21 protein-coding genes are annotated in these 24639 nt (G+C 69.8%); 7 read left to right on the plus strand and 14 right to left on the minus strand.

Going from position 1 to position 24639, the window contains the following annotated elements:
• Positions 1 to 207: 207 nt before the first annotated feature.
• From ACFVYN_RS30765 to ACFVYN_RS30790, 6 genes are all read right to left on the minus strand, one after another.
• The gene (locus ACFVYN_RS30765; protein ID WP_390004383.1) at positions 208 to 1047 is read right to left on the minus strand and encodes a shikimate dehydrogenase; all 840 of its coding nucleotides are present in this window, start codon (positions 1045 to 1047) and stop codon (positions 208 to 210) included.
• Complete coding sequence (mltG, locus tag ACFVYN_RS30770; RefSeq protein WP_390004386.1) at positions 1028 to 2764, minus strand: endolytic transglycosylase MltG; 1737 nt, start codon at positions 2762 to 2764, stop codon at positions 1028 to 1030. The genes ACFVYN_RS30765 and mltG overlap by 20 nt, the downstream gene beginning before the upstream one ends.
• Before the next feature lie 122 nt (positions 2765 to 2886).
• Positions 2887 to 3351, minus strand: coding sequence for a Holliday junction resolvase RuvX (ruvX, locus tag ACFVYN_RS30775; protein ID WP_007380695.1), 465 nt, complete (start codon positions 3349 to 3351; stop codon positions 2887 to 2889).
• On the minus strand, positions 3351 to 6023 hold the full coding sequence (alaS, locus tag ACFVYN_RS30780; RefSeq protein WP_390004389.1) for an alanine--tRNA ligase: 2673 nt from the start codon (positions 6021 to 6023) through the stop codon (positions 3351 to 3353). Before alaS ends, ruvX begins: the two co-directional genes overlap by 1 nt.
• A complete protein-coding gene (locus tag ACFVYN_RS30785) occupies positions 6023 to 6349 on the minus strand; it encodes a hypothetical protein (protein WP_390004391.1) in 327 nt (108 codons plus the stop codon). The genes alaS and ACFVYN_RS30785 overlap by 1 nt, the downstream gene beginning before the upstream one ends.
• Positions 6350 to 6359: 10 nt before the next feature.
• Positions 6360 to 6797 carry a DUF948 domain-containing protein gene (locus ACFVYN_RS30790; RefSeq protein WP_390004394.1) on the minus strand — a complete coding sequence of 146 codons (438 nt, stop codon included), beginning with the start codon at positions 6795 to 6797 and terminating at the stop codon, positions 6360 to 6362.
• A gap of 151 nt (positions 6798 to 6948) precedes the next feature.
• On the opposite strand from ACFVYN_RS30790, the gene ACFVYN_RS30795 reads away from it, so the two are divergent.
• Entirely contained in the window at positions 6949 to 9111 is a 2163-nt protein-coding gene (locus ACFVYN_RS30795; protein ID WP_390004396.1) for an ATP-binding protein, read from the plus strand.
• A 30-nt stretch (positions 9112 to 9141) separates the two neighbouring features.
• Here ACFVYN_RS30795 and rpsD read toward each other — a convergent pair whose 3' ends face one another.
• The 3 genes from rpsD to ACFVYN_RS30810 form a co-directional block, all read right to left on the minus strand.
• Positions 9142 to 9756: a 30S ribosomal protein S4 gene (gene rpsD / locus ACFVYN_RS30800; RefSeq protein ID WP_037714931.1), complete on the minus strand. Its 615-nt coding sequence runs from the start codon at positions 9754 to 9756 to the stop codon at positions 9142 to 9144.
• Positions 9757 to 10038: 282 nt separating this feature from the next.
• Entirely contained in the window at positions 10039 to 11394 is a 1356-nt protein-coding gene (locus ACFVYN_RS30805; RefSeq protein WP_390004398.1) for a replication-associated recombination protein A, read from the minus strand.
• Positions 11395 to 11440: 46 nt separating this feature from the next.
• Positions 11441 to 12103 (minus strand): vitamin K epoxide reductase family protein, encoded by a 663-nt coding sequence (locus tag ACFVYN_RS30810; RefSeq protein ID WP_390004401.1) that lies wholly within the window; start codon positions 12101 to 12103, stop codon positions 11441 to 11443.
• A 145-nt stretch (positions 12104 to 12248) separates the two neighbouring features.
• Between ACFVYN_RS30810 and ACFVYN_RS30815 the strand changes: the two genes are divergently transcribed.
• The 4 genes from ACFVYN_RS30815 to ACFVYN_RS30830 are packed head-to-tail and all read left to right on the plus strand — an operon-like array spanning position 12249 to position 15773.
• On the plus strand, positions 12249 to 13115 hold the full coding sequence (locus ACFVYN_RS30815; RefSeq protein WP_390004403.1) for an ABC transporter ATP-binding protein: 867 nt from the start codon (positions 12249 to 12251) through the stop codon (positions 13113 to 13115).
• Positions 13112 to 13957: an ABC transporter permease gene (locus ACFVYN_RS30820; protein WP_390004405.1), complete on the plus strand. Its 846-nt coding sequence runs from the start codon at positions 13112 to 13114 to the stop codon at positions 13955 to 13957. The genes ACFVYN_RS30815 and ACFVYN_RS30820 overlap by 4 nt, the downstream gene beginning before the upstream one ends.
• Positions 13954 to 15153: a sensor histidine kinase gene (locus ACFVYN_RS30825; RefSeq protein WP_390004479.1), complete on the plus strand. Its 1200-nt coding sequence runs from the start codon at positions 13954 to 13956 to the stop codon at positions 15151 to 15153. The genes ACFVYN_RS30820 and ACFVYN_RS30825 overlap by 4 nt, the downstream gene beginning before the upstream one ends.
• Positions 15150 to 15773 carry a response regulator gene (locus tag ACFVYN_RS30830; RefSeq protein ID WP_390004408.1) on the plus strand — a complete coding sequence of 208 codons (624 nt, stop codon included), beginning with the start codon at positions 15150 to 15152 and terminating at the stop codon, positions 15771 to 15773. Before ACFVYN_RS30825 ends, ACFVYN_RS30830 begins: the two co-directional genes overlap by 4 nt.
• Before the next feature lie 29 nt (positions 15774 to 15802).
• Here the strand turns inward: ACFVYN_RS30830 and hisS are convergent, their stop codons facing one another.
• The gene (gene hisS / locus ACFVYN_RS30835) at positions 15803 to 17065 is read right to left on the minus strand and encodes a histidine--tRNA ligase (protein ID WP_390004410.1); all 1263 of its coding nucleotides are present in this window, start codon (positions 17063 to 17065) and stop codon (positions 15803 to 15805) included.
• Positions 17066 to 17076: 11 nt separating this feature from the next.
• Positions 17077 to 17799 carry an MBL fold metallo-hydrolase gene (locus tag ACFVYN_RS30840; protein WP_390004412.1) on the minus strand — a complete coding sequence of 241 codons (723 nt, stop codon included), beginning with the start codon at positions 17797 to 17799 and terminating at the stop codon, positions 17077 to 17079.
• Positions 17800 to 17979: 180 nt separating this feature from the next.
• Between ACFVYN_RS30840 and ACFVYN_RS30845 the strand changes: the two genes are divergently transcribed.
• A complete protein-coding gene (locus tag ACFVYN_RS30845) occupies positions 17980 to 18798 on the plus strand; it encodes a peptidylprolyl isomerase (protein WP_390004415.1) in 819 nt (272 codons plus the stop codon).
• A 135-nt stretch (positions 18799 to 18933) separates the two neighbouring features.
• A complete protein-coding gene (locus tag ACFVYN_RS30850) occupies positions 18934 to 20163 on the plus strand; it encodes a DUF349 domain-containing protein (protein ID WP_390004417.1) in 1230 nt (409 codons plus the stop codon).
• A gap of 73 nt (positions 20164 to 20236) precedes the next feature.
• On the opposite strand, the gene ACFVYN_RS30855 is transcribed toward ACFVYN_RS30850, so the two are convergent.
• From ACFVYN_RS30855 to secF, 3 genes are all read right to left on the minus strand, one after another.
• Complete coding sequence (locus ACFVYN_RS30855; RefSeq protein WP_390004419.1) at positions 20237 to 22804, minus strand: RelA/SpoT family protein; 2568 nt, start codon at positions 22802 to 22804, stop codon at positions 20237 to 20239.
• A gap of 189 nt (positions 22805 to 22993) precedes the next feature.
• A complete protein-coding gene (locus tag ACFVYN_RS30860) occupies positions 22994 to 23533 on the minus strand; it encodes an adenine phosphoribosyltransferase (RefSeq protein ID WP_390004421.1) in 540 nt (179 codons plus the stop codon).
• Positions 23530 to 24639, minus strand: a complete 1110-nt coding sequence (secF, locus tag ACFVYN_RS30865) for a protein translocase subunit SecF (RefSeq protein WP_390004482.1) — start codon at positions 24637 to 24639, stop codon at positions 23530 to 23532. The genes ACFVYN_RS30860 and secF overlap by 4 nt, the downstream gene beginning before the upstream one ends.

Genomic DNA, 24639 nt, shown 5'->3' on the forward strand with positions numbered 1-24639 from the left:
GGACCGTGGGACTCCCCCGCGGTCAGCCAGCGCAACCTGCTCAACGAAGCTCCTCAGTGCTCGCGCCCTGGTACTGCTCTGCTTACGCGCGTCCTCGCGTACGGCAACGGCGCGACCAGGTGCGCGGCCCCGGCCCGCCACCTCCGATCCTCCCACGTCCGGCGCCGGGAGCCGGTCACAGGTCCAGCAGACGGACGTGGACGGATCTCAGCGGGCCGCCAGCGCGTGCTCGCCCGCCTTGCGCATGGCCTCCACTGGCGCGGGCCGCAGTCCCGTCATCTGCTCGACCTGGAGCACCGCCTGGTGCACGAGCAGATCAAGGCCGCTGACCACGGCTCCGCCGGTCATCGACCAGCGGGCCGCCAGCTCGGTCGGCCAGGGGTCGTAGAGCACGTCGAAGAGTGCCGCGGGGCGCTCCGGTACGGCATGGGCCAGGGCGTCCGTCGCCCCGGCGGGGGTGGTCGCGATCACCAGGGGGGCGCGCAGGGCCTCGGCCGCGTCCGCCCAGTCCGCCGTACGCACGTCGATGCCCAGTCGCTCGCCCCACTGCCGCATCTCGGCGGCCCGGGCCTCGCTGCGCACATAGGCGACGACCTCGCCGGTGCAGATCCGGGCCAGCGCGGCGAGCGCGGAGGAGGCGGTGGCGCCGGCGCCGAGGATCGCCGCCGAGGGGACCTGCTCGATGCCCCGCTCCCCGAGGGCGGCGACCATCCCCGGGATGTCGGTGTTGTCGCCGAGGCGGCGGCCGTCCTCCGTGAACACCACCGTGTTGACCGCCTCCACCGAGGCGGCCGTGTCGCTGATCCCGTCAAGCAGCGGGATGACCGCCCGCTTGAGCGGCATGGTCACCGACAGCCCGGCCCACTCCGGCCCCAGCTGCTCGACGAACCCGGGCAGTGCGGCCTCGTCGAGCTCGAACCGGTCGTACGACCAGTCCGTGAGCCCCAGCTCCTCGTAGGCGGCCCGGTGCAGGACCGGTGAGAGGGAGTGCGCGATGGGCTTGCCGAGAACGGCGGCCCGGCGGGTGTCAGCTGCCGGTGCTCTCATTGAACTTTTCCTTGAGCCGTAGGAATTCGGCGTGGGTCTTGGCGAATTCGGTCTTGTTCACACCGTCGGTCGCGACGAAGTAGTACCAGCCGTCGTCGGTCGGATTCAGTGTCGCCTTCAGGGCGGTGTCCCCCGGGTTGTCGATCGGTCCGGGCGGCAGACCCTTGTTCGTGTACGTGTTGTACGGGTCCTTGTTGCTGTTGATCTCCTTCTCGGAGATCTCGATGTTGCTCTCGTTCTTCACGTAGTTGAAGGTCGAGTCGAACTGGAGGAAGCCGTAGGTCTCTGGATTCGCGAGGTTGAGGCGGTTGTAGACCACCTCCGCCATCTTGCGGTAGTCCTCCTCGGTCTTGCCCTCGGCCTGGACGAGGCTGGCGACCGTGATGACCTGCAGCGGGTTGTCCAGCTTGAGCGCCTTGGCCTTCGCCTCCAGGTCGTACTTGCCGTACACCTCGGCGGCCTGGGAGACCATGTCCTTCAGCACCGTCTCGGGCTTCATGCCCTTCGCGGCCGGATAGGTGCCCGGATAGAGGAAGCCCTCCAGCGGGTCCTTGATCTGCTTGTTGTCGTCCGCCCAGCTCGGCAGACCGAAGCTCTTGTATTCCTTCTTGGCGATCTTCTTCGTGGTACCGGAAGCGAGATCGAGTTTCTCGTCGATCTTCTTGTAGACGATGACGTTCCGCACCCCTGGAGCGACCAGCACGTTGTTCTGGCTCTTCGGGTCGAGCATCATCACGACGGCGCTCGCCGCGGACATTTCCTTCTTCAGCAGATAGGCGCCGGCCTGGATGGTCTTCCCCTTGGGGTTCTGCTCCTGGGCGGACACGAAGGCGTCGACGCTCTTGACGACATCCGCGTCCTTCAGCAGCCGGCCGATCGCGTAGCCGCCCGCCCCCTTGGGGACCTGCACGGTGACCATCTCGCTCGTCCCGTTCCCCGCATAGTCCGGAGCCGCGCCGAAACGATTTTGGTAGAAGTGGTAGCCGAAGTACCCGACACCGCCGATACCGCCGCCGAACACCAGCAGCACCACCAGACAGGCGCACCCGCTCTTGCGCTTCTTGGACCCTTTGCCGCCGCGGCCCCGCCGGTCGCCGCGGCCGCCCTGCGGGTCGTCCGAGTCGACGACGTCGTCGTCATCGCTCGCGAAGAAGGCCTGTTCGCCCTGGTCGGGTCCCGGATCCCAGTCGGTCCGCGGCTCGGGTTCGGCGCTCCGACGGCTCGGCGGCTCCGGCGGTGGGTAGGCGTCCGGGCTGCCGTAGTAGTCCTGTTGCTCGGCGCCGTACGCGGCGACCTGCTGACCGTAGGGATCCGAGGGGTCGGCGGGGTACGGGATCCGCGCCTGGGTGCCGGCCGCCCAGCCGTTGTCGTCGTACGACTGCTGCGACTGGTCCTGATAGGGCTGCTGGTCGTACTGCTGCTGACCGTACTGTTGCTGCTGGTCGTACTGCTGGTTGTACTGCTGGTGCTGGTCGTACTGGCCGTCGTGCTGCGGGTACTGCTGCTGCGCCTGACCATGGGCGGCCTGCTGGCCGTCGCCCCAGCCGCCGTTGTCGTACTGCGGCTGCTGCGGCTGCTCCGGATAGTGCTGCGGCTGGCCGCCGTAGGGGGACTGCTGACCCGTCTGGGCCTGCTGTCCACCCCATCCGTCGTCCCCGTACAACGGGTCCTCCGGATGCCACGGTTCGGAGCCTTGGCCCCGGCCATACTCAGTCATCGATCCCCTAGAGCCGCGAGGCGGCGGTCTCCCTCTTCCACGATCCGGCTACCGATCCGCCTCTTTCTGTGCGGCGACTGTTCGAATGTCGCCGCATCGCGCGGAACGTTACCGTATCGCGATCAGATGACCACTTCGACGCCCTCGCCGGGTGCTTTACCTGACACCCGTTCGGATTCCAGGGCCTGCTGAAGAATGATCACGGCTGCCGCCTGGTCGATGACCGATCTGCCCTTTTTGGATTTCACTCCGGAGGCGCGCAGTCCCTGACTGGCCGTCACGGTGGTCATCCGCTCGTCGACGAGCCTGACCGGAACGGGCGCGATTCCCCGGGCGAGCTCCTGGACGAAGCCGCGGACCTTCACGGCGGCCGGGCCCTCGCCCCCCTTGAGGGAGCGAGGGAGGCCGACGACGACCTCGATCGGTTCGTACTCCTCGACCAGCTGCTTCAGCCGGCGGTGGGCAGCCGGGACATCCCGGCCCGGGACCGTCTCCACCGGGGTGGCAAGGATCCCGTCGGGGTCGCACGAGGCGACCCCGATGCGGGCGTCCCCGACGTCGATCGCGAGTCTGCGGCCTCGGCGCATTACTTGGCCGTCTCCCCGACCATGCGCTCCACGGCGTCCACGGCCGCACCGATCGCGGCCGGGTTCTGGCCGCCGCCCTGGGCGACGTCCGGCTTGCCGCCACCGCCGCCGCCGAGGGTCTTGGCGGCCGTGCGGACCAGGTCACCGGCCTTGAGACCGCGCTCACGGGCGGGCTCGTTGGTGGCGATGACCGTCAGCGGCTTGCCGTTGCTGACGGTGAAGAGGGCCACCACGGCGGCCCGGCCGCCCTGGATGCGGCCGCGCACGTCGAGGACCAGCTTGCGCAGGTCGTCGGGGGTAGTGCCGTCGGGGACCTGCCCGGTGACGACGGCGATCCCGCGGACGTCCTTGGGGGACTCGGCGAGACCGGCGGCGGCCTGCAGGACCTTCTCGGCGCGGAACTTCTCGATCTCCTTCTCGGCGTCCTTCAGCTTGCCGAGCATGGCGGAGACCTTCTCCGGGAGCTCCTCCGGGCGGCCCTTGATCAGCTCCTGGAGCTGGGCGACGACGGTGTGCTCGCGGGCGAGGAAGTTGTACGCGTCGACGCCGACGAGCGCCTCGATGCGCCGGACCCCGGAGCCGATGGACGACTCGCCGAGCAGCTTGACCAGGCCGAGCTGCGAGGTGTTGTGCACATGGGTGCCGCCGCACAGCTCCTTGGAGAAGTCGCCGATGGTCACGACCCGGACCCGCTCGCCGTACTTCTCGCCGAACTCGGCGATGGCGCCCTGCTTCTTGGCCTCGTCGATGCCCATGACGTCGGCGCGGACGTCGAGGTCGCGGGCGAGCACCTCGTTGATCTTCTGCTCGACGTCGGTCATCACGGCCGTGGGAACGGCGGACGGGGAGCCGAAGTCGAAGCGGAAGCGGCCGGGCTGGTTCTCCGAACCGGCCTGGGCGGCCGTCGGGCCGAGCGCGTCCCGCAGGGCCTGGTGGGTGAGGTGGGTGGCCGAGTGGGCGCGCGCGATGGCGGTGCGCCTGCGGTTGTCGATGGAGGCCTGGGCCTTGGCCCCGACGGTCACCTCGCCGAACTGGACGACGCCCTTGTGGACGTAGACGCCCGGGACCGGCTTCTGGCAGTCGCGGATCTCGATGACGGCACCGGAGTCGACCTTGATGCGGCCGGTGTCGCCGATCTGGCCGCCGCCCTCGGCGTAGAACGGGGTGCGGTCCAGGACGATCTCGACCTCGTCGCCCTCGGTGGCGGCCGGCGAGGAGGCGCCGTCGACGAGGATGCCGACGATCGTCGACTCGGCCTCGGTGTCCGTGTACCCGACGAAGTCGGTCTCGCCGGCCTGGTCGGCGATCTCACGGTAGGCACCGGCGCCGGCGTGCCCGGTCTTCTTGGCCTGGGCGTCGGCCTTGGCGCGCTCCCGCTGCTCCTTCATCAGGCGGCGGAAGCCGTCCTCGTCCACGGAGAGGCCCTGCTCGGCGGCCATCTCCAGGGTGAGGTCGATCGGGAAGCCCCAGGTGTCGTGGAGCAGGAACGCCTTGTCACCGGACAGGACCGTGCCACCGGCCTGCTTGGTCTCGGTGACGGCGGTGTCGAGGATGTTCGTGCCGCCCTTGAGGGCCTTGAGGAAGGCGTTCTCCTCGGCGACGGCGACCTTCTCGATGCGCTCGCGGTCGGTGACGAGCTCCGGATACTGCTGGCCCATCATGGCGATCACGGTGTCGATCAGTTCCAGCACGACCGGACCGGTGGCACCGAGCAGGCGCATGTTGCGGATGGCCCGGCGCATGATGCGGCGCAGGACGTAGCCGCGGCCCTCGTTGCCGGGGGTGACACCGTCGCCGATGAGCATCACGGACGTGCGCATGTGGTCGGTGACCACACGCAGGGAGACGTCCGAGGCGTGGGCGTCGCCGTAGGCCACGCCGGTCAGCTCGGTCGCCTTCTTGATGACGGCCATGGAGGTGTCGATCTCGTACATGTTCTGCACGCCCTGCAGGATCATCGCCAGGCGCTCGAGGCCGAGGCCGGTGTCGATGTTCTTGCTGGGGAGCTCGCCGAGGATCTCGAAGTTGTCCTTGCCGATGCCCTCGCCGCGCTCGTACTGCATGAAGACGAGGTTCCAGATCTCCACGTACCGCTCGTCGTTGACGGCGGGACCGCCCTCGACGCCGAACTCGGGGCCGCGGTCGTAGTTGATCTCGGAACAGGGGCCGCAGGGTCCGGGGACGCCCATGGACCAGTAGTTGTCCTTCATGCCGAGGCGCTGGATGCGCTCCTTGGGCACACCGACGACCTCGTGCCAGATGCGTTCCGCCTCGTCGTCGTCCTTGTAGACGGTGATCCAGAGCTTCTCCGGCTCCAGGCCGTAACCACCCTTGTCCTGGGGGCTGGTGAGCAGCTCCCAGGCGTATGTGATGGCGCCTTCCTTGAAGTAGTCGCCGAAGGAGAAGTTGCCGCACATCTGGAAGAACGTGCCGTGCCGGGTGGTCTTGCCGACCTCTTCGATGTCCGGCGTGCGCACGCACTTCTGGACGCTGGTGGCACGCGCGAAGGGCGGCTTGACCTCACCCAGGAAATAGGGCTTGAAGGGCACCATGCCGGCGGGGACGAGGAGCAGAGTCGGGTCGTCCGCGATGAGCGACGCCGAAGGGACGACGGTGTGCCCGCGCTCCTCGAAGAAGCTCAGCCAGCGGCGGCGAATCTCGGCCGACTCCATCAGTGGTCCTCATTCCGGTTGTACGAATGCTTGGGGTACGTCGTGTTCTCGATGGCGGCGATGCGCCTGGGGGCGGGAAGTTCGGGATCCTCCCGGATACCCAGGGCGTCCGTCAGCTCCGCCTCCCGCTGGGCCATGTTGTCGCGGACCTCGAGCGCGAAACCGACCGCGCGGTCCTTGAGGCGGGCGCCCGTCTCGATCGCCTTGTTGGCCGCCGTCACGGCGAGGTTCTCGGGGGTCAGCTGCTTCAGCTTGCGGTTCACCTTGGTGGTCGCCCAGACACCGGCGGCCACGCCCGAGGAGAACCAGAAAGTACGGCGGAACATCTCTTGAGCCTCAGTCCTTCTTGCCTCGGCCCCGGGAAACCGTCCGGCCCACGATCACGGTACGCCGGGAGGATTTCGCGGGCACGTCGTCTTCCTTGCGGCCGCTGATCGCGCGGCGTACGCCGTAGCCGAAGGCCGCGACCTTGACCAGCGGGCCGCCGAAGGTGGAGGCGACGGTGGTGGACAGCGCGGAGGCGTTCGACGTGACTTCCTGGACGTCCGAGGCGATCGCGTCGACCCGCTCGATCTGGGTCTGCGCGGAGCGCACCGCGGTGGAGGCGTCGGCCAGCAGCGGGACAGCCTGGTCGGTCACGTCCGCCACGAGTTTGGTGGTCGCCTTGAGCGTCTGGGCCAGCCTCGCCAGCGCGACGGCGAGGAAGGAGACCAGGATCGCCCAGAAGACGGCCACCAGGATCCCGGCAACCTCTCCACCGGACACTGTGTGCACCCGCTCCCTGATACGTGCTGTCTATGGAAAAAGTCTCCGCCGAGCCTATCGCGCCGGGGACGGCAATCCGCACCGGATCACCCCTCGCCCGCCCCCGGGTTGCCCGTGCCGATTGTACGGAGTGCATACGGTTCAGTACGCTCCGTGCCCCATGCGCAGTGATCAGCCCGACGACACCGAGGTGAGCGGCGATCTCCCGCTGGAGCTCGACGGCTTCGTGGGCCGGTGCGCGGAACTCGCGGCGCTGGCACGGGCGGTCGGCGCCTCGCGGCTGGTGACGGTGACGGGTCCGGGCGGTATCGGCAAGTCACGGCTCGCGGCACGGGTGGCGGGCGTCCGGTGCGCGCCGGCCGACGGGGTGTGGCACGTCGAGCTGGCCGCCGTACGGGATCCGGAGTTCGTGGACTACGCCGTCGTGGAGTCGCTGGGGCTGACGGACCACACCGCGCGGCCACCGCGCGAGGCGCTCCTGGCCCATCTGACCGGGCGTCAACTCCTGCTGGTTCTGGACGGTTTCGAGCATCTGGTGGACGCGTGCGCGACCCTGGTCGTCGAACTGCTGGGGCAGGTGCCGGGTCTGGCGGTCCTCGCCGTGGGACGCCGGCCGCTGGCCGTCGCCGGCGAACAGGTCTTCGCGCTGGGCCCGTTGGACGAGGACGAGGCCGTGGAACTGTTCGCGGAGCGGGCCGGACGGCTGGGGGTGACGGTCGGCGACGATCCGCAGGTACGGGAGCTGTGCCGGCGCCTGGACGGCATTCCGCTGGCGATCGAGCTGGCCGCGGGCCGGCTGGGGGCGCTGTCCCCCGGGCAGGTGCTGGAGCGGCTCGACGACCGGTTCCGGCTGCTGACCGGCGGCGGCCGGGACACGCTTCCCCGTCATCGGACGCTGCGCACGGCGATCGGCTGGAGCCATGAACTGTGCACACCCGAGGAGCGGTTGCTGTGGTCACGGCTCTCGGTGTTCGCGGGGCAGTTCGACCTGGAGGCCGCCGAGTACGTGTGCAGCGGCGGCGGTCTGCACTGCGACGACGTCCTCGATGTCCTGTCCGCGCTGCTCGCCCAGTCGGTGGTGGCCCGCGAGGAGACCGCGACCGGCGTGCGCTACCGGATGCTCGACACGGTCCGGGCGTACGGCGCCGAGTGGCTGGAGGCGACGGGCGACGCGGTCCGGCTGCGCAGACGGCACCGCGACTGGTACGTGGGCCTGGCGACCTGGTGCGAGCTGGACTGGTTCTCCCCGCGCCAGAACGAGGTGGCCGCACGGATCGAGGCCGAGCTGCCGAACCTGCGCTGTGCCCTGGAGTACTCCCTGACCGAGCCGGACGGGGCGGAGCTGGCCCGGCATCTCGCGGGCTCCCTCTGGTTCTGCTGGGTCGGTTGCGGCCGGCTCTCCGAGGGGCGGCACTGGCTGGAGCGCAGCGTCGAACTGGAGCCGGGCCATGAGCACACCCGCCTCAAGGCCCTGTGGGTCCTCGGCCATGTGGCGATCCTGCAGGGCGACACCGTGCCGGCGCTGGCGGCGCTCCAGGAGTGCCGCCAGGAGGCGGAGCGCTCCGGGAACGCGACGGCGGTGGCGTACGCCGAGCACCGCACCGGCTGTCTGGCGCTCGTCTCGGACGACATGCCCCGCGCGGAGCGGCTGCTGCGCTCGGCACTGGAGCGCTACCCGGAGATCGGCGAGCTCAACAGCAACGTGCTGATGGCTCAGGTCGAGCTGGCGATGGCCCGTGCCTTCCTGGGTGATCTGCCGGACGCGGTACGGCTGTGCGAGGAGGTGCGCCGGGTGTGCGAGGACCACGGGGAGCGGTGGGCGCGGTCGTACGCGCTGTACGTCCTGGCGTACGCGGCCTGGAGCGAGGGGGACGCGGCACGCGCGCGTGAGCTGCTCACCGACTGCCTGACCTGTGCGCACGCCTTCCACGACCTGCTGGGCTCGGTGCTGTCGATCGAGCTCCTCGCCCTGGTGACGGTGGTCCGGGGCGACGCGGCCGAGGCGGCCGTGCTCCAGGATGCGGCGGCCTCGCTGTGGCCGTCGGTGGGCCTGCCCCTGTTCGGCTCGGCCTACTACAACGCCCCGCACGAGCTGTGCGAGGCGATGGTCCGGGAGCGGCTGGGCGACGAGCGGTACGAGGAGTGCGTACGGCAGGGGCGGGCGCTCGGGCGGGAGGCGGCGGTGTCCCGGGCACTGGGCCGCGCACGTCCGTTCGACGGGCTGCCGGCGCCGCGGGGCTCGGTGCTGCCCACCGACGTGACCCCGGACAGGCAGCAACCCGCCGCCTCGCCCACCCGGAAGGGCGGGGAGACGGCGGGCTGACGTGGTGCGGGTGCTACGGCCTGCCGGTGATCAGCGGGCGTAGTACTCGACGACGAGCTGCTCGTCGCAGATCACCGGGATCTCCTTGCGGTTCGGCTCGCGGTCCAGGCGGAAGGCCAGGGCGCGGAGGTTCACCTGGAGGTAGCGCGGGGTCTCGCCGTCGGGGGCGAAGCCGCCCTCACGGGCGATCGAGAAGAGGGTCTTCTCGCGGCTGCGCTCGCGGACCATCACGACGTCGTCGGGACGGACGCGGAAGGACGGCTTGTCGACCTTCTGGCCGTTGACCTCGATGTGGCCGTGGACGACCATCTGGCGGGCCTGGTAGATGGTGCGGGCGATGCCCGAACGCAGGACCAGGGCGTCGAGACGGCGCTCGAGCTCGATGACCAGGGCCTCACCGGTCTTGCCCTGGGTCTTGGCGGCACGCTCGTAGGCGCGGACGAGCTGACGCTCGGACACGTCGTACTGCGCGCGCAGACGCTGCTTCTCGAGCAGACGGACCTTGTAGTCCGAGTTCTGCTTGCGGCCACGGCCGTGCTCACCCGGCGGGTAGGGACGGGCCTCGAAGTACTTGACGGCCTTCGGGGTCAGCGCGATGCCGAGGGCACGCGACTTCTTGACCTTCGGGCGGGGCTGGTTCGCCACTGTCTCTCATTTCCTGGTTTTCGGCTTGTCAGGGTTGAGGGAGGTCGCATCCGCAGCCGGGGAAACCCGCCGGGTCCTCGAAGGACCTGGAGGGCAGCCGCTCCCTGGTCTGGGCACATACGTGCAGCACGCGAGTGGCCCACCTACCGCGAGCGGTGGTGGGCTGCCCGCGACACCATTCGAACGGTGCGCGACGCTCCGGGAACCCCACTGGGGGGTTCCGGCTGACCGTCCCGTTCTGACTGCACGGGACACAGCACTTCGAAGGATTCTACAGGGTGCTCAGGACCGCTTGCGACCGAGGTGTCTGCGGGTCCACTCCACCGCGTCCGCGTACCGGGCCTCGGCGCCGTGCCGGGTGGGTTCGTAGTACTCGCGGTCCTGGATGGCGTCCGGGGCGTACTGCTGCTCGGCGATCCCCTCGGGCAGGTCGTGCGGGTAGACGTACCCCTGCGCGTGCCCGAGTTTGGCGGCGCCCTTGTAGTGCCCGTCGCGCAGATGCGGCGGCACAGGCCCGGCCAGCCCCTTGCGTACGTCCTCCATGGCGGCGCCGATCGCCGTGGTCGCGGCGTTGGACTTCGGGGCCAGGGCGAGGGCGATGGTGGCGTGGCTCAAGGTCAGCGCGGCCTCGGGGAAACCGATCATGGCGACAGCCTGGGCGGCGGCCACGGCTATGGGCAGGGCGTTCGGATCCGCCAGGCCGATGTCCTCGCTGGCGGAGATCATCAGGCGGCGGGCGATGAAGCGGGGGTCCTCGCCGGCCTCGATCATGCGGGCCAGGTAGTGCAGGGCCGCGTCCACGTCGGAGCCCCTGATGGACTTGATGAGGGCGCTGGCCACGTCGTAGTGCTGGTCGCCGTCGCGGTCGTACGTCACGGCCGCGCGGTCGACCGTCTCCTCCAGCGTGGTGAGGGTGATCTCCGGCTCGCCCTTGTCGAGGGCGGCCCCGGCGGCGGCCTCCAGGGCGGTCAGGGCGCGGCGGGCGTCACCGCCGGCGATCCGCAGGAGGTGGTCCTCGGTGTCCTCGGGGAGCGTGACGGCGCCCTTCAGGCCGCGCTCGTCGCCCACCGCCCGCTTCAGGAGCCCTCTGAGGTCGTCGTCCGAGAGGGGTTCGAGGGTCAGCAGCAGGGACCGGGACAGCAGCGGGGAGATGATCGAGAAGTACGGGTTCTCGGTGGTGGCGGCGATCAGGGTGACCCAGCGGTTCTCGACCGCGGGGAGCAGGGAGTCCTGCTGGGCCTTGCTGAAGCGGTGGATCTCGTCGAGGAAGAGCACGGTCTCCTTGCCGAAGCCGCCGGTGGCGCGGCGGGCGCCGTCGATGACCGCGCGGACCTCCTTGACCCCGGCGGTGATCGCGGAGAGCTCCACGAAACGCTTGTTGGTGGCCTTGGAGACGACGTACGCCAAAGTCGTCTTGCCGGTGCCGGGCGGCCCCCAGAGGATCACCGAGGAGGGTCCCGCGGGACCGCCGCTGCCCTCACCGACCAGTCGGCGCAGCGGCGAGCCCGGCTTGAGCAGGTGCTGCTGGCCCACCACCTCGTCGAGGGTGCGCGGGCGCATCCGGACCGCCAGGGGACTGCCGGCCGGGTCCTTCTCCTGGCGCTCTTCCGCCGCGGCGGTGAACAGATCGGGCTCCACGGTCAAAACCCTATGTCACGCCACTGACAACGCCGTCGGCTGTCGGTCAGGCCCAGAGCCTGTCGCCCCAGCGGGTCAGGATCAGCATGGCGATGATGCCGCAGTGGGTGACCGGCAGGACCCAGGTGAACTCGGCGAGGAAGCGCTTGAGCCAGCCCGGGGACGGCAGGAGGTCGTTGCGGACGTTGAACGAGGTGACGTACCAGAACATGGTGATCGTGGCGACCCAGGCCAGCGAGCACCACAGGCACAGCGCGTTGATCCGGTACAGCGACTGGAACTGCAGCCAGGTGCAGAAGGCCACGCCGAAGAGCGTGCCGAAGTTGAAGGTGAGCCAGTACCAGCGCGGGAAGGTGGCGCGGGCCAGCAGGCTCATGCCGACGCAGATGACGATGCCGTAGCAGACGAGGCCGAGCATCGGGTTGGGGAACCCGAAGGCGGCGGCCTGCTTGCTCTCCATCACACTGCCGCAGGAGACGATCGGGTTGAGGGAGCAGCTCGGCGTGAACGGTTTGCCGCTGGCCTTTCCCTCGAGGATCTTGAACTTGTCGATCGTGATGACCCACGCGGCGAGCAGTCCGGCGGCACCGGTGACCACCAGCAGCAGTGCGAAGGCACGGCTGCCGCCCACCGTCCGGGGCGCGGTATCGGCGCTCCCCGACGAGGGCTCGGGATCCGTGGAGACGTCTTTCACTGTGGTCTTGCTCATCACGCCGATCCGTCTGCTTGAGAGTTGGACCTTCTTCGGGCAGGGGCCATTGTGCCGCACCTGGAGGCTTGTCCACCGTTCGGTGGACATAAGGAAGTACGCACGGTCGTCCCTGAACGTTCGGTTCCGGCCGATGCTCAGGGGCATGACCACACACGCGAACGAACTCGCGGTGGACGTTCGGGGGCTGCGCAAGCAGTACGGCGACGTGACCGCGCTCGACGGGATCGACCTCGGCATCCGCAAGGGCGAGGTGTTCGGCCTGCTCGGGCCCAATGGCGCGGGCAAGAGCACCACGGTGGAGATCCTCCAGGGCAACCGGGACCGGGACGCGGGTGAGGTGTCCGTGCTCGGCGCGGACCCGGCGCACGGCACACGTGCGTGGCGCTCAAAAGTCGGAATCGTCTGGCAGGATGAATCCGCGCCCGCCGAGTTGACGGTCGCGGAGACCGTCCGGCATTTCGCCCACTACTATCCGCGGCCGCGGGACCCCGAGGAGGTCATCGGGCTGGTGGGTCTGGAGGCGAAGGCGGGCAGCCGGATCAAGGCCCTGTCGGGCGGGCAGCGCCGGCGTCTCGACGTGGCCCTCGGCGTGATCGGGGGGCCCGAGCTGCTGCTCCTGGACGAGCCGACGACCGGTTTCGACCCGGCGGCCCGGCGCCAGTTCTGGGACCTGATCCGCAAGCTGTCCGACGAGGGCACCACGATCCTGCTCACCACGCACTACCTGGAGGAGGCCGAGGCGCTCGCCGACCGGCTGGCCGTGGTCTCCCGGGGCCAGGTCGTCGCCGAGGGCGAGCCGGCCGCACTGCGCGAGCGGTACGGCTCCGGTGCCACCGTCGAGTGGACCGAGCCGGACGGCACCCCGCGCGCGGAGCACACGGACACCCCGACCAGGACGGTCGCCGCGTTGATGCGCCGCTTCGACGGCGAGATCCCGGGGCTCCAGGTCGGCCGCCCCACGCTGGAGGACGTCTACCTCCGGCTCACCGGACAGGAGGACGCGCGATGACCACGACCGCCGTCAAGGAAACCCGCAGCCACGTCCACACGGGGCTGCCCGGCGTCTGGGGGCTCGGGCTGCGGCGGGGCGCCCTGGAGATCAAGCAGTTCTTCCGCCAGCGCGACCAGGTGGTGTTCACCTTCGCCTTCCCGGTGGTCTTCCTGTTCCTGTTCGCGTCGATCTTCAGCGACGACGTGGAGGGGGCGGGCATCAAGGCCTCGCAGCTGTACGTCCCGGCGATGATGGCCGCCGGCATCATGTCGACGAGCTTCCAGTCGCTCGGCATCTCGATCGCCGTCGAGCGGGACGAGAAGGTGCTGCGCCGGCTGCGCGGGACCCCGATGCCGCCGGCGGCGTACTTCCTGGGCAAGATCTGGCTGGTTCTGGTCACCGGCGTCCTGGAGACGGCGATCCTGCTCCTCGTCGGCACCACGCTGTACGATGTCCGGCTGCCGTCGGACGCCGCCAAATGGTTCGCGTTCGCCTGGATCTTCGTGCTCGGTCTCACGGGGTGTGCGCTGCTCGGCATCGCGGTCAGTTCGGTGCCCAAGTCCAGCAAGAGCGCGAGTTCCGTGGTCGTCCTGCCCTTCCTGGTCCTCCAGTTCATCTCCGGGGTGTACATCGCGATCGACACGATCCCCGACTGGATGCTGAACATCGGCGCGTGGTTCCCCCTGAAGTGGATGTGCCAGGGGCTGCGCGGGGTGTTCCTGCCGGACTCGGCGCAGGTCCTGGAGCAGGCCGGCAGCTGGGAGTTGGGACGCACCGCCCTGGTGCTGGGAGCGTGGTGCGTCGGAGGATTGCTGCTGTGTCTGCTGACCTTCCGGTGGAAGACCCGGCGCGACGGATGAACGGTCCGGCGGACGCCGGGGGCGCGTACTCCTGGGACCGTTCGTTCCGGCTCTGGGACACCTACTTCGCGCTGATCTGGCTGGCCACCCTGGTGTTCGTGCTGGGCACGGCACAGCCCGGGTGGCCGGTCCGCGTCACCGCGGCGGCCCTGCTGGTGCCGCTGGTCCCCCTCTTCGTACGGGTCGGGCGTCCCCTGCTCCGGGAGGATCCGCCCGACGCGCGCCGGGCCCTCACCTACCTCGGCGCGATGATGGCGCTGTTCCTGCCCTCGGCGATCCTGGTCGGCGAGACCCGGCTGATGACCTTCGCCCTCGTGCCGCAGTGCTTCATGACGCTGCGGATGCGGTGGGCGCTGACCGCCGTGGCCGTGATCAACCTCGCGCCCGTGCTGGGCTGGGCCCTGCTCTGGTGGCCGAGCGACCAGGACGTCTTCTTCAACGGCCTGTTCGCCGTCGTGACCCTGGTCTTCTCGGTGGCCGTCGGCAGTTATGTCATCCGGATCATCGAGCAGAGCCAGGAACGGGCGGCCCTGATCGCCGAGTTGGACAGCAGCCGGCACGAGGTCTCGCGGCTGTCGGCGGCGCACGGGGCGCTGGCCGAGCGGGAGCGGATGGCCCGGGAGATCCACGACACCCTCGCGCAGGGCTTCACCAGCCTGCTGATGCTGGTCCAGGCCGTCGAGGCCGAACTCGACCACGACGTGCCGCAGGCCCGGCGTCATCTGGCCCTGATGGACGAGACGGCCCGGCTGAACCTCGCCGAGGCACGGGCCCTGGTCGCCGACGGCACCCCCGCCGACCTGGACGGCGCGACACTGCCGGACGCCCTGGCCCGGCTGGCGGCCCGGCACTCCGCGAAGCTCGCCGTGACCGGACCGGTCCGTCCGCTGCCCACGGGACCCGAGGTCGTCGCCCTGCGCTCGTGCCAGGAGGCGCTCACGAACTGCCGTAAACACGCGGGGAGTTCCACGACGGTAGGCATCGACCTGGCCTACACCGAGGACAGCCTCACCCTCTTCGTACGGGACGACGGTTGCGGCTTCGACCCGGGGGCCGTCCGTGACGGCTACGGTCTGGCGGGGCTCCGCGCCCGCGCCGCCGAGGTCGGCGGGACGGTCCGGGTGCGCAGCACGCCCGGCGGCGGCACCACGGTCACCGTCCGTCTGCCCGTACCGCCCGCGAGGAGCTGCTCATGATCCGGATCATCCTGGCCGACGACCACCCCGTCGTACGGGAGGGCCTGCGGGCCATGCTGACGGCGGAGCCGGACCTGGAGGTGGTCGCCGACGCGTCCAGCGGTCCGCAGGCGGAGGCACTGGCCGCGGAACTGCGGCCCGACATCGTGCTGATGGACCTGCGGATGCCGGGCGGCTCGGGCGTGGAGTCGATCGTGCGGATGACGGAGGCGGGTCTGCCGTGCCGGGTGATCGTCCTGACGACGTACGAGACGGACCGGGACATCCTGCGGGCCGTGGAGGCGGGGGCGGCCGGCTATCTCCTCAAGGACCTGCCCCGCGCCGAACTGGCGGAGTCCGTACGGGCCGCCGCGCGCGGCGAGACGGTCCTGGCGCCCACGGTCGCCGCCCGTCTGGTCGACCAGCTGCGCACCAGGCCGGAACGGCCGCGGCTCTCGGAGCGCGAGACGGCGGTGCTGCGCCTGGTCGCGGAGGGCTGCACGAACGCGGAGATCGGCCGCAGGCTGTTCATCGGCGAGTCGACGGTGAAGACCCATCTCCTGCGCGTCTTCGCCAAGTTGGGAGTCGACGACCGGACGGCGGCGGTGACGAGCGCCATGCGGTTCGGGCTGTTGGAGTGAGGAGGCCCGTCCCCCTCACTCCGTCGCGCTCAGCCCAGACGTGACTCCAGTTCCGCCACGATCTCGTTGACCCCGATCGCCGACTGCTCCCCGGACTCCATGTCCTTGAGCTGTACGACGCCCTCGGCGAGGTCGCGTTCGCCGGCCACGATCGTGTAGCGGGCGCCGCTGCGGTTGGCGTTCTTCATGGCGCCCTTGAGGCCCTTGCCGCCGTAGGAGAAGTCCGCCGCGATGCCCAGCTTGCGCAGTTCGTTGACCTTCGTGAAGAGGATCCGGCGGGCCTCCTCCCCCAGCGGCACCGCGAACACGCTGGTCGCGGAGGGGAGTTCGAGCTCCACGCCCTCCGCCTCCAGGGCGAGGACCGTGCGGTCGACGCCGAGGGCCCAGCCGACGGACGGGAGCGCGGGGCCGCCGATCATCTCCGACAGGCCGTCGTAGCGGCCGCCGCCGCCCACCGCGGACTGGGAGCCCAGACCGTCGTGGACGAACTCGAAGGTCGTACGGGTGTAGTAGTCGAGGCCGCGCACCAGCTTCGGGTCGTCCTCGAAGGCCACGCCCGCCGCGCTGATCAGCTCACGGACCTCCTCGTGGTACGCCTTGCAGGCGTCGCACAGGTAGTCCCGCAGCAGCGGGGCGTCCCCGAGCTGCTTCTGCACCGACTCGCGCTTGTCGTCGAGGACGCGCAGCGGGTTGATGTCCGCGCGGCGCAGGGTGTCCTCGTCGAGGTCCAGGCCCCGCAGGAAGTCCTGGAGCGCGGCCCGGTACACCGGCCGGCACTCCTTGTCGCCCAGGCTGTTGAGCAGGATGCGGAAGTTCCTGAGGCCCAGCGAGCGGTACGCCTGGTCGGCCAGGATGATCAGCTCGGCGTCGAGCGCCGGGTCCTCCGCGCCGATCGCCTCGGCGCCGACCTGCGAGAAGTGCCGGTAGCGGCCCTTCTGCGGACGCTCGTAGCGGTAGTACGAGCCGGAGTACCAGAGCTTGACGGGGAGGTTGCCGGCCTTGTGCAGGTTCGCCTCCAGCGCGGCGCGCAGCACGGACGCCGTGCCCTCGGGGCGCAGGGCCAGCTTGTCGCCGCCCTTGGTCTCGAAGGCGTACATCTCCTTGGTCACGATGTCGGTGGACTCACCGACCCCGCGCGCGAACAGCTCGACGCTCTCGAAGCCGGGTGTCTCGATGTAGCCGTAGCCGGAGGTGCGCAGGGGCGCGGCGATCGCCTCGCGGACGGCCAAGTACTTGGCCGAGTCGGGGGGCAGCAGGTCGTACGTGCCCTTGGGGGCCTGAAAGGTGCTCACGAAGTCTCTTGTCACATTCCTCGTCGGGGAGGGGTGCTCGCACCCTCGCCGCGATCTTGGGGGCCTGCGGCCACGTCCCGCAGATACGGGTTCGTGGCGCGCTCCTGGCCGATGGTCGTCTGGGGGCCGTGGCCGGACAGCACCACGGTCGAGTCGTCGAGCGGCAGGCACACGCGGGCCAGCGAGTCGAGCATCTCGGCCATGTCACCGCCGGGCAGGTCGGTGCGTCCGATGGAGCCGGCGAAGAGCAGATCCCCGGAGAAGAACACGGAAGGGATCTCCGCGGTCTCGGGCATCCGGAAGGTCACCGACCCCTTGGTATGGCCCGGCGCGTGCGCGACGGACAGCTCCAGGCCCGCGAGCTCCAGCTTCGCGCCGTCGGTCAGCTCCTTGACGTCGTCCGGCTCCCCCACGGTGATCTCGCCCATGAGCGGCATCCCGATGGAACGCCCCAGACCCATCGACGGGTCCTTCATCATGTAGCGGTCCTCGGGGTGGATCCACGCCGGTACGCCGTGTGCGCCGCACACCGGGACGACCGAGGCCACATGGTCGATGTGGCCGTGCGTGAGGACGACGGCGACGGGCTTGAGACGATGCTTCCGCAGCGCTTCCTCGACGCCTTCGGTGGCCTGGTGGCCGGGGTCGATGATCACGCACTCCTCACCGGCGGCGGGGGCGACGAGATAACAGTTCGTCCCCCAGGCCCCGGCGGGGAACCCGGCAATGAGCACGATCGTCCTCGTTTTGTGTGGGTACGGGCGGTCTTCCGGGCGGCTGCCCCAGTGGTCAGAGCCTACCGGCGCTGCCGATTCCTCAGCGAACCCATATACGGTACGGGGCACACGCAGGCGGTCGGTTCACAGGACGCATGCGTAACGGTCGGCGTACGAGACGCATGAGGAGAGAACCCCGTGGTCACCCAGGAACAGCGGAAGCGGCAGCTCGCGCGGGAGAAGTTCTTGCGGCAGCAGCAGCGGCGCACGGCCGCGCGCCGCAAGGCCCGTGCACGCAACTCTGTCATCGCGGCGGTGCTCGGCGTGATCCTGGTGGGCAGCCTTGCGCTTTACACGTCCGGAGTCATGAAGGACGACGACAAGGCCAGCGCGAGCGCGCAGACCACTCCCAGCGCGGCGCCGACCAGCAAGGCGCCGGACCCGTGCGAGAAGCCGGCCGCCGGCAAGGTCGAGACCCAGAAGTGGAAGAAGGAGCCGGCGATGTCCATCGACCAGTCGGCGAAGTACACCCTGGACCTCGCGACGACCTGCGGGAAGATCGACATAGCGCTGAAGACGTCGGCGGCCCCGCACACCGTGAACTCGTTCGACTTCCTCGCGAACAAGGGCTTCTTCGACCACACCAAGTGCCACCGGCTCACCACCGCCAACATCTACGTCCTGCAGTGCGGCGACCCGACGGGCTCCGGCAGCGGCGGACCGGGCTACACCATCCCGGACGAGAACCTGAAGGACAAGAGCCTCAAGTCCAACGTCTACCCGGCGGGCACCGTCGCGATGGCGAACACCGGGCAGGCGCACACCGGCGGCAGCCAGTTCTTCCTCGTGTACCAGGCCAGCCAGCTGCCGCCGACCTACACCCCGTTCGGCACCATCTCGGCATCCGGTATGAAGGTGCTGAAGAAGATCGCCGCGGCCGGTGAGAGCACCGGCGCGGGCGACGGCGCACCGAACGCGACCGTCGTGATCAACAAGGCGACGGTCAGCAAATCCTGACCGTCAAGTGCGAAATTTCGGTCGCGCGGGATGCGGACAGGCCACCCGCCGGTCGCCTATGTTGGCCGTGACGAAACTGTGGACGATGTCCGGGGGCGAGGAAGCCTCCCGCAGGCATCATGTGGAGGAGGCGCTGTGAGCAGCGACCCGTGGGGCCGCGTCGACGAGACGGGGACCGTGTACGTGCGTACGGCCGACGGCGAGCAGGTCGTCGGTTCCTGGCAGGCCGGCTCCCCCGAGGAAGCCCTGGCCTACTTCGAGCGCAAGTACGAGGGCCTGGTTGTCGAGATCGGCCTCCTCGAGAAGCGGGTGAAGACCACCGACCTGTCGGCGAAGGACGCTCAGGCGGCCATCGACCACATCCGCGAGCAGGTCGACGCGCATCACGCGGTCGGCGACCTGGAAGCGCTCAAGGTGCGGTTGGACAAGCTCGTGGAGACCGTCGACAAGCGTCGCGAGGAGCGCAAGCAGCAGCGCGCGAAGCAGTCCGACGAGGCCCGGCACGCCAAGGAGGCGCTGGTCGTCGAGGCGGAGGAGCTGGCCCAGTCCGATCAGTGGCGGGCCGCCGGCGAGCGGCTGCGGGCGCTGGTGGACACCTGGAAGGGTCTGCCGCGCCTGGACCGCAAGTCCGACGACGAGCTGTGGCACCGCTTCTCGCACGCGCGCTCGGCGTTCTCCAAGCGTCGCAAGGCCCACTTCGCGTCGCTGGACGCGCAGCGCGAGGAGGCCCGCAGGACCAAGGAGCGGCTGGTCGGTGAGGCCGAGGCACTGTCCGGGTCGACGGACTGGGGCCCGACGGCCGCGCGCTACCGCGAGCTGATGGCCGAGTGGAAGGCCGCAGGCCGCGCCCAGCGCGAGCACGAGGACGATCTGTGGAACCGCTTCCGCGGCGCCCAGGACGTGTTCTTCGCCGCCCGCAGCTCGGTGTTCGCCGAGCGGGACGCCGAGCAGACCGAGAACCTCAAACTGAAGGAGGAGCTGGCCGAGGAGGCCGAGAAGCTCCTGCCGATCGGCGACCTGAAGAGCGCCCGCGCCGCGTTCCGCGCGCTCAACGAGCGCTGGGAGGCCATCGGTCACGTCCCGCGGGACTCCCGGCCGAAGGTCGAGGGCCGGATGCACGCCGTCGAGCGCGCCCTCCAGGAGGCCGAGGAGACCGAGTGGCGCCGGACCAACCCGGAGGCACGCGCGCGTGCCGCGGGTCTGACCGGCCAGCTCCAGGCAGCCGTGGACAAGCTCAGGGGCCAGATCGACCAGGCGCGCGCCCAGGGCAACAACGCCAGGGCCGACAAGCTCGAGCGTGAGCTGGAGGGCCGCCAGGCGCTCCTGGAGCAGGCGCTCAAGGGTCTTGAGGAGTTCGGCGGCTGAGACCGTGTGCGACCGTAGGTGAAAGGGCCCCGCACCTTGGTGCGGGGCCCTTTCACCTGTCTTCTACTGTCTTCTACGACCGGTTGCGCGCCGAGGTCACGCGGTACACGTCGTACACGCCCTCCACGCCCCTGACCGCCTTCAGGACGTGACCGAGGTGCTTCGGGTCGCCCATCTCGAAGGTGAAGCGGGAGGTGGCGACGCGGTCGCGGGAGGTCTGGACGGCCGCGGAGAGGATGTTGACGTGCTGGTCGGACAGGACGCGCGTGACGTCGGACAGGAGCCGGGAGCGGTCCAGGGCCTCGACCTGGATGGCGACCAGGAAGACCGAGGACTGGGTGGGAGCCCACTCGACCTCGAGGATGCGCTCGGGCTCGCGGGAAAGTGAGTCCACGTTCACGCAGTCGCTGCGGTGAACCGATACGCCACTACCGCGGGTGACGAAGCCGATGATCGGGTCGCCGGGGACGGGGGTGCAACAGCGGGCCAGCTTGACCCACACGTCGTCGACGCCCTTGACGACGACGCCCGGGTCCGTGCTGGTGCGGCGCTTGCGCCCGCGGCCGTGGGACGGCGGGACCGACTCGTCGATCTCCTCGGTGGCCGCCTCCTCGCCGCCGAGCGCGGAGACGAGCTTCTGCACGATGTTCTGCGCGGAGACATGCCCCTCGCCGATCGCCGCGTACAGCGCGGAGATGTCGGAGTACCGCATCTCGTGCGCGAGCGTGACGAGGGAGTCGCCGGTGAGGATGCGCTGGATCGGCAGGTTCTGTTTGCGCATCGCGCGGACGATGGCGTCCTTGCCCTGCTCGATCGCCTCGTCGCGGCGCTCCTTGGAGAACCAGGCGCGGATCTTGTTGCGGGCCCGCGGCGACTTCACGAAGTTCAGCCAGTCCCGGGACGGCCCGGCCCCGGCCGCCTTGGACGTGAAGACCTCGACGAGATCGCCGTTGTCCAGGGTCGACTCCAGCGGCACGAGACGGCCGTTGACGCGGGCTCCTATGGTGCGGTGGCCCACCTCGGTGTGCACCGCGTACGAGAAGTCCACCGGCGTGGAACCGGCCGGCAGCGCTATGACGTCGCCCTTGGGCGTGAAGACGAAGACCTCGTTGCGCGAGAGGTCGAAGCGCAGGGACTCCAGGAACTCGCCGGGGTCCTCGGTCTCCTTCTGCCAGTCGAGGAGCTGACGCAGCCACGCCATGTCGTTGAGGTGGTCGTCCTTGCCTGTGGTCCTCGGCTGGTCCGAGCGGACCTTGGAGGTGCCGGCGACGGCCTCCTGCTTGTACTTCCAGTGCGCGGCGATGCCGTACTCGGCGCGGCGGTGCATGTCGAACGTGCGGATCTGGAGTTCGACCGGCTTGCCGTTCGGCCCGATGACCGTCGTGTGCAGCGACTGGTACATGTTGAACTTGGGCATCGCGATGTAGTCCTTGAACCGGCCGGGGACCGGGTTCCATCGCGCGTGCACGGTGCCGAGGGCGGCGTAGCAGTCGCGGACGGTGTCGACGAGGACTCGGATGCCGACCAGGTCGTAGATCTCCGCGAAGTCGCGGCCGCGGACGATCATCTTCTGGTAGACGCTGTAGTAGTGCTTCGGGCGGCCGGTGACGGTCGCCTTGATCCGGGCGGCGCGCAGGTCGGACTGAACCTCGTCGGTCACTATGGCCAGGTACTCGTCCCGCTTGGGCGCCCGCTCGGCCACCAGCCGTACGATCTCGTCGTACATCTTGGGGTAGAGGATCGCGAAGGCGAGGTCCTCCAGCTCCCACTTGATGGTGTTCATGCCGAGGCGGTGGGCGAGCGGCGCGTAGATCTCCAGCGTCTCGCGCGCCTTCTTCTCCTGCTTCTCGCGCTTGAGGTAGCGCATGGTGCGCATGTTGTGCAGCCGGTCGGCGAGCTTGATGACCAGGACGCGCGGGTCCTTGGCCATGGCTACGACCATCTTGCGCACGGTCTCCGCCTGCGCGGCCTCGCCGAACTTGACCTTGTCCAGCTTGGTGACGCCGTCGACGAGCAGGGCGACCGAGTCGCCGAAGTCGCGGCGGAGCTGGTCGAGGCCGTACTCGGTGTCCTCGACGGTGTCGTGCAGCAGCCCGGCCATCAGGGTCGCCGGGTCCATGCCGAGCTCGGCGAGGATGGTGGTCACCGCGAGGGGGTGCGTGATGTACGGGTCGCCGCTCTTGCGCTTCTGGCCGCGGTGCCAGCGCTCGGCGACCTGGTAGGCCTTCTCGATCTGGCGCAGCGTCGCCGTCTCGATCTTCGGGTCGTTGCTGCGCACTATCCGCAGCAGGGGCTCCAGGACCGGGTTGTACGGGTTGGAGCGCTGGACGCCGAGGCGGGCCAGACGGGCGCGGACGCGGTTGGAGGAGCCGGTGCGGGCGCTCTGGCCCGCGTTCGGACGGGCCGCCGGGGTGGCCGGTGCGGCGGGCTCGGCGGAGTCGGGCTTGGGCCGGGGCGGCTCGGCAGGCTTGTCGACGGGCGCGGACTGGGCGTGCTCGACCGGCCCGCGGGCGTCGCTCGTCGCGTTCTTCGCGTCCGGCGCGGGCTTCGCCGCGGGTGCCGAGGCGGGCTCGGGCTTGGCGGCCGGGGGTCCCCCCTGGCGTTCAGCACCGGGGGCGAGTGGCTGGGCCTCGTCTGGCAAGAGGACTCCTCGTGCGCGATCCGGGTCCCCAGGTCAGGCTCCGGAGAACCCATGGTAGCGATCCCGCGCCCCGGGATCGCCTTCAGGCCGATGTGAGGGACGTCTACCTCCCTCACACCCTCACACGGAACGGCCGTCCCGGTCTCCCGGAACGGCCGTTTCGCGGTGCGTGCGCGATGCTGTCGGCGGTCAGACCACCAGCAGCGCTTCCAGCGGGGCTCCCGCCAGAGCGGGCTCCAGGCGGGCTCGGCCGCCCAGGAAGCCCAGTTCCATCAGGACCGCGAGGCCGGCGACTTCGGCGCCCGCCCGGCGGATCAGCTCGATGGACGCCTCGGCGGTGCCGCCCGTGGCCAGTACGTCGTCGACGATCAGGACGCGGTCGTCGGCGGACAGGTCCTCCGCGTGCACCTCGATCTCCGCCGAGCCGTACTCCAGGTCGTACGCCTGGCTCAGGGTCGCCCCGGGGAGCTTGCCGGCCTTGCGCACGGGGATGAAGCCGAGTCCCGCGCGGATCGCGACCGGGGCGCCGAGGATGAAGCCCCGGGCCTCCAGACCGACGATCTTCGTGGCACCGGTGTTCGCGGCGACCGCGGCCAGCGCGTCGGTGAGCGCCGTGAACGCCGCCGGGTCCGCCAGGAGCGGGGTGATGTCCTTGAACATCACCCCCGGCTCCGGGTAGTCGGCCACATCGCGGATACGGCTGAGCAGCAGTTCCTCGACGTCGGTCATCGGCGCTTCCCCGAGGGACGGCCCCGGCCCCGGCCCCGGGACGCGGGCTGGGTGCGCGGACCGACGACCGCGTGGGCGGTGTCGTCGTCCGGCTCGTCGTCGGAGACGAAAGGCGCGTCGGCCGTCTCCTCCTCGACGGACCCCTGGGCGCGCTTGGCCAGGACCCGCTTCCTGAGGGCCTGCATCGCCGGCTCGCGCTCCTTGAGGTCGGCGACGAGCGGTGTGGCGATGAAGATCGAGGAGTACGCACCTGCGGCGAGACCGACGAACAGCGACAGCGAGATGTCGTTGAGCGTGCCCGCGCCGAGGAAACCGCCACCGATGAACAGCAGGCCCGCCACCGGCAGCAGCGCGACCACCGTGGTGTTGATCGAACGGACCAGGGTGCCGTTGATCGAACGGTTGGCGATGTCGCTGTACGTCCACCGGTTCTGCTTGGTGATGTCCTTGGTCTGCTCCTTGAGGGAGTCGAAGACGACCACCGTGTCGTAGAGCGAGTAACCGAGGATGGTCAGCAGACCGATCACCGTGCCCGGCGTGACCTCGAAGCCGACTAGGGCGTAGATGCCGACGGTGATGGTGATGTCGTGGATCAGGGCGACGAGCGCCGCGATGGCCATGCGCCACTCGAAGGCGATCGCCAGATAGATCACGACGAGGACCATGAAGATCGCCAGACCCTGCCAGGCCTTGTTGGCGATCTGGTCGCCCCAGCTGGGTCCGACCAGGTCGGCGGCGATCTTCTCCGGGTCGACCTTGAAGTCCTTGGCCAGGTCCGTCTTGATCTGGTCGGACTGCTTGGTGTCCATACCGGCGATCTGGATGCGCAGCGTGCCGTTGCCGAGCTTCTGGACGACCGCGTCGTGGCCGGAGGTCTGCTTCGCGTAGTCCTCGGCCTGGGAGACGGAGACGCTGGTCTTCGGGGTGGTGAAGACCGCGCCGCCCTGGAAGTCGATGCCCATGTTGAGGCCACGTACCGCGAGGCCCAGGATCGCCGTGATGGTGATCAGGATCGAGATGCCGTACCAGAGCTTGCGGTGACCGATGAAGTCGTAGCTGATCTCGCCACGGTGCAGTCGGGCGCCGAGGTTGCCGAGTTTCGACAT

This window comes from Streptomyces sp. NPDC058307, assembly GCF_042880295.1.
GTDB lineage: Bacteria > Actinomycetota > Actinomycetes > Streptomycetales > Streptomycetaceae > Streptomyces.

Coding starts and splice junctions, on each gene's coding strand:
- ACFVYN_RS30765 (WP_390004383.1), bottom strand. CDS start 1,047: ATGAGAGCACCGGCAGCTGACACCCGCCGGGCCGCCGTTCTCGGCAAG.
- mltG (WP_390004386.1), bottom strand. CDS start 2,764: ATGACTGAGTATGGCCGGGGCCAAGGCTCCGAACCGTGGCATCCGGAG.
- ACFVYN_RS30815 (WP_390004403.1), top strand. CDS start 12,249: ATGACCACACACGCGAACGAACTCGCGGTGGACGTTCGGGGGCTGCGC.
- ACFVYN_RS30810 (WP_390004401.1), bottom strand. CDS start 12,103: ATGAGCAAGACCACAGTGAAAGACGTCTCCACGGATCCCGAGCCCTCG.
- ACFVYN_RS30825 (WP_390004479.1), top strand. CDS start 13,954: ATGAACGGTCCGGCGGACGCCGGGGGCGCGTACTCCTGGGACCGTTCG.
- ACFVYN_RS30785 (WP_390004391.1), bottom strand. CDS start 6,349: ATGTTCCGCCGTACTTTCTGGTTCTCCTCGGGCGTGGCCGCCGGTGTC.
- ACFVYN_RS30820 (WP_390004405.1), top strand. CDS start 13,112: ATGACCACGACCGCCGTCAAGGAAACCCGCAGCCACGTCCACACGGGG.
- secF (WP_390004482.1), bottom strand. CDS start 24,639: ATGTCGAAACTCGGCAACCTCGGCGCCCGACTGCACCGTGGCGAGATC.
- ruvX (WP_007380695.1), bottom strand. CDS start 3,351: ATGCGCCGAGGCCGCAGACTCGCGATCGACGTCGGGGACGCCCGCATC.
- ACFVYN_RS30830 (WP_390004408.1), top strand. CDS start 15,150: ATGATCCGGATCATCCTGGCCGACGACCACCCCGTCGTACGGGAGGGC.
- ACFVYN_RS30795 (WP_390004396.1), top strand. CDS start 6,949: ATGCGCAGTGATCAGCCCGACGACACCGAGGTGAGCGGCGATCTCCCG.
- alaS (WP_390004389.1), bottom strand. CDS start 6,023: ATGGAGTCGGCCGAGATTCGCCGCCGCTGGCTGAGCTTCTTCGAGGAG.
- ACFVYN_RS30860 (WP_390004421.1), bottom strand. CDS start 23,533: ATGACCGACGTCGAGGAACTGCTGCTCAGCCGTATCCGCGATGTGGCC.